General features: G+C 55.8%; 15 protein-coding genes. 1 reads left to right on the forward strand and 14 read right to left on the reverse strand.

Translation table 11 applies throughout. The features are described from left to right. Positions 1-147: 147 nt before the first annotated feature. The 4 genes from HMPREF1224_RS42480 to HMPREF1224_RS45810 form a co-directional block, all read right to left on the reverse strand. The gene (locus HMPREF1224_RS42480; RefSeq protein WP_010794246.1) at positions 148-603 is read right to left on the reverse strand and encodes a hypothetical protein; all 456 of its coding nucleotides are present in this window, start codon (positions 601-603) and stop codon (positions 148-150) included. A 75-nt stretch (positions 604-678) separates the two neighbouring features. Continuing rightward, complete coding sequence (locus tag HMPREF1224_RS42485; RefSeq protein ID WP_010794247.1) at positions 679-1,074, reverse strand: response regulator; 396 nt, start codon at positions 1,072-1,074, stop codon at positions 679-681. A 101-nt stretch (positions 1,075-1,175) separates the two neighbouring features. After that, positions 1,176-1,397 carry a hypothetical protein gene (locus tag HMPREF1224_RS45455; RefSeq protein ID WP_128683640.1) on the reverse strand — a complete coding sequence of 74 codons (222 nt, stop codon included), beginning with the start codon at positions 1,395-1,397 and terminating at the stop codon, positions 1,176-1,178. Further along, a complete protein-coding gene (locus HMPREF1224_RS45810) occupies positions 1,394-1,720 on the reverse strand; it encodes a hypothetical protein (protein WP_010794248.1) in 327 nt (108 codons plus the stop codon). Before HMPREF1224_RS45810 ends, HMPREF1224_RS45455 begins: the two co-directional genes overlap by 4 nt. Before the next feature lie 150 nt (positions 1,721-1,870). Here HMPREF1224_RS45810 and HMPREF1224_RS0112645 point away from each other — a divergent pair, with 150 nt between their 5' ends. Then, positions 1,871-2,203: a helix-turn-helix domain-containing protein gene (locus HMPREF1224_RS0112645; RefSeq protein WP_019438004.1), complete on the forward strand. Its 333-nt coding sequence runs from the start codon at positions 1,871-1,873 to the stop codon at positions 2,201-2,203. A gap of 44 nt (positions 2,204-2,247) precedes the next feature. Here HMPREF1224_RS0112645 and HMPREF1224_RS42490 read toward each other — a convergent pair whose 3' ends face one another. The 10 genes from HMPREF1224_RS42490 to HMPREF1224_RS42510 all read right to left on the reverse strand — a co-directional run bounded on the left by HMPREF1224_RS42490 (position 2,248) and on the right by HMPREF1224_RS42510 (position 9,255). Next, positions 2,248-2,757, reverse strand: a complete 510-nt coding sequence (locus HMPREF1224_RS42490; protein WP_010794249.1) for a hypothetical protein — start codon at positions 2,755-2,757, stop codon at positions 2,248-2,250. 96 nt (positions 2,758-2,853) lie between these two features. Beyond that, positions 2,854-3,972, reverse strand: a complete 1,119-nt coding sequence (locus HMPREF1224_RS42495) for a tetratricopeptide repeat protein (protein ID WP_010794250.1) — start codon at positions 3,970-3,972, stop codon at positions 2,854-2,856. A gap of 719 nt (positions 3,973-4,691) precedes the next feature. Then, complete coding sequence (locus tag HMPREF1224_RS0112660; protein WP_031628656.1) at positions 4,692-5,219, reverse strand: DUF262 domain-containing protein; 528 nt, start codon at positions 5,217-5,219, stop codon at positions 4,692-4,694. Between the two features lie 101 nt (positions 5,220-5,320). After that, positions 5,321-5,557, reverse strand: coding sequence for a YheU family protein (locus HMPREF1224_RS42500; protein WP_010792710.1), 237 nt, complete (start codon positions 5,555-5,557; stop codon positions 5,321-5,323). Positions 5,558-5,633: 76 nt separating this feature from the next. Continuing rightward, a complete protein-coding gene (locus HMPREF1224_RS0112665; protein WP_216868436.1) occupies positions 5,634-6,689 on the reverse strand; it encodes a COG3904 family protein in 1,056 nt (351 codons plus the stop codon). An 8-nt stretch (positions 6,690-6,697) separates the two neighbouring features. Then, entirely contained in the window at positions 6,698-7,030 is a 333-nt protein-coding gene (locus HMPREF1224_RS42505) for a hypothetical protein (RefSeq protein ID WP_010794253.1), read from the reverse strand. A gap of 80 nt (positions 7,031-7,110) precedes the next feature. After that, on the reverse strand, positions 7,111-7,626 hold the full coding sequence (locus HMPREF1224_RS45020) for a hypothetical protein (protein WP_171886844.1): 516 nt from the start codon (positions 7,624-7,626) through the stop codon (positions 7,111-7,113). A 308-nt stretch (positions 7,627-7,934) separates the two neighbouring features. Then, positions 7,935-8,339, reverse strand: a complete 405-nt coding sequence (locus tag HMPREF1224_RS0112670; protein ID WP_019484866.1) for a hypothetical protein — start codon at positions 8,337-8,339, stop codon at positions 7,935-7,937. Positions 8,340-8,356: 17 nt separating this feature from the next. Continuing rightward, complete coding sequence (locus HMPREF1224_RS0112675; protein WP_031628659.1) at positions 8,357-8,917, reverse strand: hypothetical protein; 561 nt, start codon at positions 8,915-8,917, stop codon at positions 8,357-8,359. Continuing rightward, complete coding sequence (locus tag HMPREF1224_RS42510; RefSeq protein ID WP_010792715.1) at positions 8,914-9,255, reverse strand: hypothetical protein; 342 nt, start codon at positions 9,253-9,255, stop codon at positions 8,914-8,916. Before HMPREF1224_RS42510 ends, HMPREF1224_RS0112675 begins: the two co-directional genes overlap by 4 nt. Between the last annotated feature and the right edge of the window lie 535 nt (positions 9,256-9,790).

Raw genomic sequence — 9,790 nt, forward strand, 5'->3', positions numbered from 1 at the left:
GTGGTAGCTCCTTCGCTAAACCGACATTACTGATTTGGGCTTTCGCCGGGCCAACCTGTCCGGCATGAGCAGAGGTATAACCAGGGTGAGTCTTGTTTCAAGGTGCAGCCTGAAAATACGAACCCCGCCGAAGCGGGGTCACTGTGACTATGGAGTTAGCCGGTCCACGTCGAGTTTCGCGTTCAACTGCCCTTGCAGCTGTTTCAAAGCGCCCTCGATGTCACCTTGCTGCAGATTATGGAGTGCACACGATGCCGCAACATGAAGATCCACGTATGCATGCATGAGCGTGTTGTTAGTGGGGTAGGAGGACGCCGGGCCAGGCAGGGTGACCTCGATGTGCTGTGTGTCCTGCTCACTCCAGATGGCCTCACTCTTCAGGCAGGTATCTCCACCTTCAGTCACCAGGACCAACTGGTTGTTGATCTGCAGGAGCTCTTGGCCATTCCAGTTCACTAGGGTTTCGCTACCGTCCTCAAGAGTAATGGTGTCGCCTGTCTTGTGGATTTCACGGGGTACCCAAGCTGGGATCACTTCTAATGTGCCGGCCAGACGATCACCCGAGATCGGGTGGTAGGGATATAGACGCGAGTTGCTCGACATTCCGTTTTGGCTCCGTATTAATGAACAATGGAGCCATTCTTGAATGCGTTAGGGGGTGCCACCAGCTGAGTGGTGTCAAATCGCAGGTTCAAATTGCGGGCAGTGCTTCCTTACCGCGGAGAGCAGATCGTCCTGGGTAAACGGTTTGGTGATGTAGTCGGTTGCGCCGTGTTTTTTGCCCAAGGCGATGTCAAACAGGCCATCCTTCGACGAAAGCATCACCACAGGAACTGACTTGAAACTATCCCGGCTTCGAATCAGCTGGCAGGTCTGGTAACCATTGAGCCGCGGCATGAGGACGTCGATGAAAATGAGGTCTGGTTTAAAGTCCAGAGCTCGACCGAGACATTCGAACCCGTCGACAACGCAAAGCACCTCGCATCCTGCCTTAGCGAGCATGACTTCGCCCGTTTTTCGGATAGTTCGGGAGTCATCGACAAGCATGACTCGCAAGGGGGATAGATTACTCATAGGGGTCCTCGGGATTACGTGCCATCAATGGCAAGACCGACGAATGTTCGCCGGTCTGTTGCTGATAATCCAGTGAAGTCAGTTTGCTACTTTTCACCGCATCAGAAACGCCGCATTTCCGGATCGAATTCCTGAGCAAGACGCATGGCGTCACTCATCGATTTGAAGCCCGATTGCCGCGAGCCATCGGAAAGACGTACTTCCCACTGCAGGGCCTGATTACCGGCTTTGGAAGGCGCGGTATGGCTCCAGATCCGCGCTCCTGTCTCGTGCTGATAGATGCCTGGCCGGCTTCGGTACCACCCTTGAACGGCCTTGCTCACGCCTCGCCTCCGGATTTCAGCGGGTTTCCAGTGGCAGCATGCATTAGCACCTTTCGCTTTGCCCCGCGCACCAAGCGGTAAATCTCCACTTGGCCTGCAGATATCGCATCTCGCAGGTCTTGCTCATCATGGGGCGTGGCTTCAACTGTCGAGATCGTGTCTACAACCTTGTGCATCTTTCCGTCGGACAGAATTGTGAACGTCGGGCCGGGACAGATCCTTGCGAAGGTACCGGAACTGGGACTCTGGCCAGCCTGGTGCTTCCAGCCATAGAGCACACCTTCTACGGTGTCCGAAAGTTGGGGGGTGTGATTGCGATTCATCAAATAGCCTCGTCAGCCAGGAAATTTCGGGGCTATTTGAACGTTCCGAGAGCTGTGCCAGAACCACTTGGAAAGCAGATCAGCATTTCGAGTTGAATCAGTAACTTTCTTCGATAAAGTCGGGGGTGTCCGTAGCAAAGTGCCTTCAGAATGACTCCTCTCACTCAGATCAAGATCGAACGTGGCCTGTTCAAGGCCCCCGCAACCCTCACCGAGGTGGATCGAAACGCTCTTGCCGTCATCCAGAACCTAGGCGGTGAGATCACGGACGCCGGTATGTTAGGCACGCTGGTTTCGACCAAAGTCGCTTCAGCAAGAAATCAAAGGTTGCTGGGGGGCCGATTAATCAAGCGATTGGAGGGGATGGGGCTGCTGGAGCGCCGGCGGAGTGACGAAAGTGTCTCCCGGTTCGCACTTACAGAATCCGGAGCCGAGCAGGCACGGGCTTCGAAGCTCCCGATCACTGCACGAATTCTGGCGTGACTGGGGGGCGCCTTTGCATAAGGTGCCCCAGTCGGAGAGCCCCTCTACTGGTTCGAAGAGCTCAGGACATTCGCGATAACTGCCAGGCCCAGTGCAGTGAGCTTGACGTCGAAACAACGATCATCAGAGTCGAGCCGGTCCGGCATCTCAGCGACGATGCCCTTCTTCATGCAGGAGAGTGCAACGCGATGCTCTTCTCGATCGCACTCCACTGATTCCGTTTCAGTCAGGTCGTTATCAAAGGACCGCACGAACCGCAGCTGAGGCTCAGTGAGCTTTCCCGCAATTTTGTCAGCGCGAAGCCCGATCAGGTGCGTATGGACCTGGTCTGCAGGGATTTCCAGTTTCGCCCAGGCGGCAAAAGAGGTACGGGTGCTGTTGCTCTCCTGTCCGATGTCGGTGGAGGACTTGGCGTTCAGGCAGCGAAAGCGCAGGCAGTCTTCATCTTCGACGCCGGCGTAGAGCTTGTATTGAGGCCCCTCATCAAGCACTTCCCGCAGTCCAACCTTGCCATCGCTGTAGAACCGACCTTTTCCGATTTCTGACTTTTTCATCAGCAGATCCTTGTTTGGTGGATGTGTTGCAGTCGAGACTGCTCGTGGAACAGGGTCATCATCCGCCCATCTGTTCTGTGCCAGCAGCCGGGATGATTAGCCCTGGTCGACAGCTTCGTTCGTTTCCTGGATGCACTGATCCAGCTTGCCCGGGCTTTTTCGCTCCGAAAGGGTCTTCACTCCGGCCAGCGCGGATAGCTCAGCTGCTGCCTCTGCGTGTCCATGATTTGCAGCTACGGCATACCAGCAATACGCCTCGAACTGGCCATCAATTGAAGGGTATTTCCCCAGGCTTAGCCCCAGGGCAAACCGATACATCGCCTCTATGTCGCCGTTGTACGCCTTCTGCTTGAGAGACTCCGCTCGTACATCCGCGGGGTCTCCCTCCGTACGAGGCTGCACCACCAGGGAAGCTGACGCGCCCAGCGTGCGCGGTACGCTGAGGCCAGAATTCAACATACTGAGAGCTCTAGCCGATTCAGAGTCTCCGGCGGCTGCGGCTTGACTCAAGAGATCTTTTGCTCGGGATGGATCGTTGAGGTTGGGTTGGTAAGTGTTATTGAGCAGCAAGGCGAATTCCCGTTTGGCCCTGACGCTGGTCTCTGCAGCTTTCTCCATCAGAGCGGTCCCATATGGGATGTCCTTGGTTACCCCTTTCCCAAGTAGATAGTCCCAGGCCAGCACCCGGGTAGACTCGACATGGCCAAGTCCGGATGCAGTGGTTAGATAAGCCACTGCGAGCTCAGGGTTAGCTGGCACACCTTCTCCGTTCTGGTAGACCTTGGCCAGCCGGTACAGAGCATCCATGTTCCCCCTGAAGGCGCTTTGCTCCAGCAGTTCGATCATTGCCGTCGTGTCACCGGAGGTAGCTACCTTTTCCGCCTCGGCCAGCGCCTCACGGCCGGAGTCAGGTGCTGGTGTCTCTGCAACTGGAACGTTCGGCGTAGAGGAAATCGGGGTCGGAACTGCACCAGCAGGGTAGACCTGAACGTCGGGTTCGATGTCAGCCGTCTGCCTGATCTGAGCGACGGGCAAATCGGCAGGGACTTGCCGCGGTGATGCTTTGAGGATGCGACCAGGTTCCGCGGCCGGTGCTTGGAGTGGTTCTCGCGCAAGAGGCTCGTCGAAGGGGTTTCCCTCCCGTGTGACTTGGGAGGTACAGCCAGATGCGATGAGCGTTAACAGGAAGGTGGTGGGGATGTTCAAGCGTCTCATGCAGAAGGTTTCCTAGCCATAGGCTGGCAAGGATTACAGAATCAGCAGAGAGGCCCAACCGAAAGCCAGGCCCGCATTTTCGAAGCAATGAACTGACCCTTCCAGGTCGGGATATTCATCTGGAACGTAGAGAATTTCGAAGTTTCGCTCGAAGTTCAGAAGAAGCATGATGTCTGTCCCCATGGGGATCATCAGCCCGATCGGTAGATGTGCCCGATACGGTTAAGTTAGATTTTACACTTCATCTGGGTCCATAAGACCCTGTGTAACGCGAAGAAAAGTCGTCCTTACGCGAAGGTAGTCAGGGACTGTCTCACATCGCGGGTAGTGCATATCTGCCAGGTGATGGGAACAACCGCAGAAGAGCACAAAGACGTCTACAAGGCGATAGGTCGGACTTGACAGCTCGTCATCCACTACTGACCAACAAGCCTCGAAGTGCGGGAGCAACTTGGCAAAATCGTTCCAGGATATGTGCGTGTATTCTGGGATAGGGGTCCCGTAATCATCAATCTCACAGCCCAAGTGTTCAAATGAGGTCGAGTAATAGAGCCTAGGCTTCTGGCCTTGGCCACGCAGTTCCAGGATATCTGAACGAGCGGTACCGAGGTCGGGGTAACAGTGCTGAATGTCTCCAGCAAGTGTGATGCTGTACGGCATGGCGAGATCCTTAGTCCGGCTCAAAGCCAGGACGGGTAGTAGCTGAAGTTCAGTGGAAGTTAGGCGTTGAGCAATTCGAGGTCAGCTTCGGTGTGCGGGGTGCCACTGAAGTTCAGTCGACGATACAGCTCCTTCAGGACCTTCTCGTCATCGGTGTAGTCCATCTCGATGCAGGGGAAGATTAGGTTGTTGAAGCGGCGGCGCTTGTCACCCAGGCTCAAGTCCTGGAAGAAGATCCCCCCGAAGATGCTGATCTCCCCGTGAAAGAAGCGGGCGATCGCAGTGATTCGCTGTTGACCATCAATCAACCAACCAGACATGGGCTTGTCATGGCCCTGGTCGTCATAGTCGCGCCCATTGATAACGTAGTACCCGGTACCAAGGCCCAAGAAAATCCCCTCAATGAATTGGACCTGTTGGTCGAGGCCCCAGCTGGGCGGACGCTGCCACGGCGGAAGCACCAAGTTCAATAGCTGACGCTCCTGATCAACGTTAGTGCGGGCCGGGGTCCCCTCCCACAGTGCGCTTATTGAATACGAGCGCTGGTTCCCAGCAAGGATTGGAGCAGGTAGGGAGAGAGAGGACATGGCGATCTCCAGTTGTTGAGCGACCAGGAAAAAGTGGATGCGCACATAATCTGGCAGGTAGGGGTGTGCCAGAAGCCCATGCGAGGAACTGTTGTAGGTCGTCAGGTCCAGGCCTTAAGCGTCTCGGCCGGAACCTCGGAGCGGAGAGTCAAGATACATTGCTGGTAGGCCACATCGTAAAGAATGACCGCCTCGCCGATTTTCAGCGCCCTCATCACTCGTTCGATCTTCACGGCCTCAGGAGTGTCGTCACCACCATCAGTTCCGTCCCTACTCACGAAATCGGCCATGAGGTTGTGAAGCGTTTCAGGCTGTAGCTGGTCGTAGGGAATGAGCATGGGATCACCTCTAGTTTGCCTTGAAGGGTGAGGTGATCCTCTGCTGTTGAACGGTGTGCCAGAACCCGCAGTATTATCAGTCCCGACTCTGGCAGTGCTGCACAAAACTTCTGATCAGATCCCGTTCGGACCTGGCGTCAATCAGGAAGCCGTAGAAGGAGTCAGAGCCTGTGGGGTGAAAGCCAAATCCAAGTTGTTCAGCGGACTGCATATCCCAAATCATGCTGGAGTCAGGGGTGAAGGTCGCCGTCAGATAATCACCACTGATCTTGGGAGCGGATTGCAGATGAGGGATGGGGAGAAACTGGCTGTTCACCCTCAGGGTGTAATTCCGCGCATTCCGCAAAATCTCTTGGTTGTTGGTGCCTGCATCGTATAGAGCGGAAATCTTGACGCCGTTGTGACTCGCGCAGGTGACGATCAGCTTGCCGGTACCGTTCCAGGTTTCCTGTTCCCCCTTGAGGTACACCGTTCCTTGCTTGCCTTCGATCCCCCACTGGGGCGATAAAATTCCGTTGTTCACCAATGACAGGCCAGAGGCTTCAGAGATCGGTAAAAGCTGCATCTTGCCGCCACCGACCTGGGCCATCTTTTCGAACAGCAAAGGGCTTACCCCCATACGGATCAGGTAGCTGGTGATGGCAGCGCTGACTACCTGCCCGACATCCAGGTCTGATGTCGAGGTGGTCCGGCGATAGAACCTGTGGATGCCAATACGGGCGTTCTGGTCTGCAAACCGGAAGTGGCCTCCACTGAATGTAAGGACGCAAGCGCTGTAACAAATCCCGGGCAGAGGCTTGCCATAGCTACCACTGCTTTTGCCGATCGAAGTGTTGATGCCTCTGCGCCGGATCGCTTCACCCAGCTCCATTCCTGCGACCAGGTCCCCACCTGCGGAGTCCAGGTAGAGCATCGGCACCTTCCTGCCTATCTGGTCGAGGGCGGCCAGCATCTCCTGTTTGGTCGAGGTGGTTATTTCGCCTGAAAGGTACAGTTCTGCGGGCGCGGCGGTTCCATCAGGATATGTGCTTTGGAGCACTTTGATCGATGCGCCAGCGATAGCAGGACTGAACATCAGACCGAGGCTAAAGGCTGCGCCAAGAGCCTTCCCGGCCAAGTTTCTGATCTTCATCTGGCGCACTACAGGGCGAACCGTTTGAAGGTCAGCTTTCCTGCCGGAGTGTCTTGGGTGAGGTCTCCATTCTCCAGGATTTCGAAGCGAACGATGCGGTTGCCTTCTTGATCGAGGGCAGTAATTGATCCAGATTCTCTGCTCCAGCTGGACACCTTTACGTCCTGACCATCGGCGCTGATATTCCCTTCTTGGATCACCGCAATGCCAACCGTCCTGGCCTGGCCTCCTTCGGATTCCATCGTTGCCTTGTAGGCACCGACAATTGACTTGTCGCAGCCGGCGATCAGTGTGAGGGACATCGCCAAGGCTATTCGTATAAGAGATTGCATGGAGGGCATCTTTGCTTTCCGAGAATAGGGTTTCTACAAAAAGCTAACGAGTTCCCCCGGCCATTCCAGTGAAAATGTATCCCGGAAATTCAGGGCCTACATTTCTGACGCGATCGTGCGGGTAGCGGCTTCGGAATGTCCTGTAGGCCTGCTTTCACCATCCTGCGGTACTGGTCACGTCGGGGAGGCGGAGCAAGGGGTATTTGCTCCGGGGGCGGAATTCCCTCGCGCTGGGCCAGACGAAGCACCGTTTCCTCGTAAGCATCTTGGTAGTTTCGAACGCCAATGCTGACCCTGATTTTAGGGGCGCCGTCGGCGGTTTGATTGGTTGCCCAGTGCGCGCGATAGGGTGGTGACTGGGAAACGATCAAGGAAATACTCGCGATTGGTTTGGAAGAACACGCGGCGCTATGGCTGCCTGGATCGATGCCTAGCTTCTTCTCTGTCAAATCACGCCAATCCATAGCTGCGCGTAGAGCTTCGCTGAGGGAGACCTCGGGGGTGATCTTGAAGGTCTGGTAATAGTCTCGACGATGCTCCTTCGTGCCTTGCTGGATCGTTGGCCTGTATCCAACAATCTCGCCGTCCTGGTTCTTCAGGATCACGATCCGACGCATCTGGAACCGTTTGTCATCTCGCCAGCGGCGTTGTCGCATAAGGCGAGGGGCGGTCAGGCGGAGGGTGTCAGCGGACGTAGAAGGTATAGGGGCAGGGGAGGCAGAGAGGGGCACTGGCAATGTTCCTTATCCATTGGCCCCACCCATATTGGGTAGGGCCATCCGAAGTTCGATATGTTCGCAAACATCGAGGGGGATTCAATGCCATTTGTCGGTCCGGAATTTCGGACACTGAGGCTCACCAAAGGAACGATGGCGGGCAAGCATTCTCCTTAAAGTGGAGCGAGATGCCGAGGCTACACGTCTATCTCAATGGTTTGCGCCTGGATAACGCCAATCAGTTGGTGAAGGCGATTAGCCAGGTCACGACGCGCATCAGAAGTGACAATTCGACCATCGCCGTATAGGCCCTGCATGATGGATTGAAGGCAGCGGAGCTGCTCACCTTCGAGAAAGAACCCCTTCATGCTTTCAAAGCTCGGTGGAAAGAGGTCTCGCCAGTGAGTGATCTGCTCGGTCACATCCCAAGCTGACGAGCAGGTGGTTTTCCATCGGCCGGAGCACTCATCTTCATCTGGGGGATACCACCTGACGACTGCCTGGGTTCCATCCTTGAATAGCCCCTGAAGTGCTTCAGATCGGGTCGTGTAGTGATCGGTGTTTGTGGCCGCTGGCGCGATGAGTACGCTGATCCAAGGCATGCTGCCTCTCCCGTGTATTAGGCCCGGCGTTTTGTCGTCGGAGATAGTTGTTCGAGGGCGTTCAGCAATCGCTGCGCATCATTCGTGCGGATCTGAACCACCTCTGCGCCATCGGCAATGCCGGCGCGGAGTTGGCTCGGTACTTTCGCTTTGAGCAGCGTACGGACTACTGCTTTTGCCGCGGCGACAGGGCGATCCTTGCGGGGCTTCCTCTGTCTGTCTTCCTCCTGAGCCGCTACCTGAATCACAGTCATAACGTCCTGGCCTGTGGCCTCAGCAACACGCATTGCCTTGTGTGCTGAGGCAATGGACGCTTTTCGGTTGGCCACCATTTCGACCAGCCCAGTCGGTGCTTTTGAAAACTCAAGTAAGGTTTTCACATGCCGCAATGATCGGCCTGCGATCGCTGCGATCTCGATGTCCATACAACCAGCCTGGCTAAGGTTCATATACACCTGCGCAGCCAGGTGCGGGCGAAGGCCCGCAAGAGCTATCCGGAACGCCTGCACTACTGCTGCAGGAATCGACTCGCCGGAGGTCAGAGAGGTCTTGACCTCTTCATATGGCAGATCTTTCATGCCTCACCCTCCCGCGAAATGATATCGACCTTCGTGCCTGCGCAATCGACTACGTAGGTGTAGTCCTCACTGGTATCGGCGGAGGTATCAAAAGTGCCCTTGAAGTCCTCGTCGCCGTAGCTACGAGAGCGCGGAACGAGCACCGGGTAGTAGTCGGTGGAATGACGGGTATCGCGGACACCGATCATCAGTCGCTGATCCAGGGTGATGAGCTTCTGCCTTTCCTCGTTGACCTTCACGAGCACGGCCTTCAGGTCGGCGGGCAGAATCTCCAGGTCGAACTGTTGGAGAGCTTCCAGTTGATCGAATAGGGCTTGGAGCTGGTTGGTATGGAACATGGGATTCTCCTTCTGGGAACGTGGAGTAATCCTCACGCCTGCGGGGCTGTGCCAGAACCCCCCCTTATGGAATGACACAAGGTGTTCTTTTTTCTGGAATTCAGGTCGTTAACTTCCTTAAGGCGAACTGTAATCGCGAAGGAGAGATCAGACTTTGAAGTGGACCTTGGTAGTGGTCACCTTTCTACAAGGTGGTTATGGCACTCCAGCAGGAGTGCAGTACCCCATCGTTTCCGTTACCCCGTACCAAAGCCAGGCCGAATGCGTAACGGTCCTCAACGCCATCTTGGATATGTCGGGCTATCAATCTCGGGCGAAGTGCGTCCCGCCGCCGGCAAAGATTCCGGCGAAAGAGGCGGCCGTTAAGTAGATCGGAGTGCGAAAGGGGCCGCCCTTTGGGCGGTCCCTACATTTTCGTGATGTGAGACTGTCTCAGTCTAGTGGAGAGTGGCTGGCGCTCTCAGGATCGGTGCGTAGGGGCTCTCTGCGAGGGGTAGGCGGCGGCGTGTTTTCTTCGCTCTTCTGCTCTCGAGAA

Origin of the sequence: Pseudomonas sp. P179 (assembly GCF_000478485.2) — a bacterium.
GTDB classification, from domain to species: Bacteria; Pseudomonadota; Gammaproteobacteria; order Pseudomonadales; family Pseudomonadaceae; genus Pseudomonas; species Pseudomonas aeruginosa.

Coding starts and splice junctions, on each gene's coding strand:
- HMPREF1224_RS42480 (WP_010794246.1), bottom strand. CDS start 603: ATGTCGAGCAACTCGCGTCTATATCCCTACCACCCGATCTCGGGTGAT.
- HMPREF1224_RS42485 (WP_010794247.1), bottom strand. CDS start 1,074: ATGAGTAATCTATCCCCCTTGCGAGTCATGCTTGTCGATGACTCCCGA.
- HMPREF1224_RS45810 (WP_010794248.1), bottom strand. CDS start 1,720: ATGAATCGCAATCACACCCCCCAACTTTCGGACACCGTAGAAGGTGTG.
- HMPREF1224_RS0112645 (WP_019438004.1), top strand. CDS start 1,871: ATGACTCCTCTCACTCAGATCAAGATCGAACGTGGCCTGTTCAAGGCC.
- HMPREF1224_RS42490 (WP_010794249.1), bottom strand. CDS start 2,757: ATGAAAAAGTCAGAAATCGGAAAAGGTCGGTTCTACAGCGATGGCAAG.
- HMPREF1224_RS42495 (WP_010794250.1), bottom strand. CDS start 3,972: ATGAGACGCTTGAACATCCCCACCACCTTCCTGTTAACGCTCATCGCA.
- HMPREF1224_RS0112660 (WP_031628656.1), bottom strand. CDS start 5,219: ATGTCCTCTCTCTCCCTACCTGCTCCAATCCTTGCTGGGAACCAGCGC.
- HMPREF1224_RS42500 (WP_010792710.1), bottom strand. CDS start 5,557: ATGCTCATTCCCTACGACCAGCTACAGCCTGAAACGCTTCACAACCTC.
- HMPREF1224_RS0112665 (WP_216868436.1), bottom strand. CDS start 6,689: ATGAAGATCAGAAACTTGGCCGGGAAGGCTCTTGGCGCAGCCTTTAGC.
- HMPREF1224_RS42505 (WP_010794253.1), bottom strand. CDS start 7,030: ATGCCCTCCATGCAATCTCTTATACGAATAGCCTTGGCGATGTCCCTC.
- HMPREF1224_RS0112670 (WP_019484866.1), bottom strand. CDS start 8,339: ATGCCTTGGATCAGCGTACTCATCGCGCCAGCGGCCACAAACACCGAT.
- HMPREF1224_RS0112675 (WP_031628659.1), bottom strand. CDS start 8,917: ATGAAAGATCTGCCATATGAAGAGGTCAAGACCTCTCTGACCTCCGGC.
- HMPREF1224_RS42510 (WP_010792715.1), bottom strand. CDS start 9,255: ATGTTCCATACCAACCAGCTCCAAGCCCTATTCGATCAACTGGAAGCT.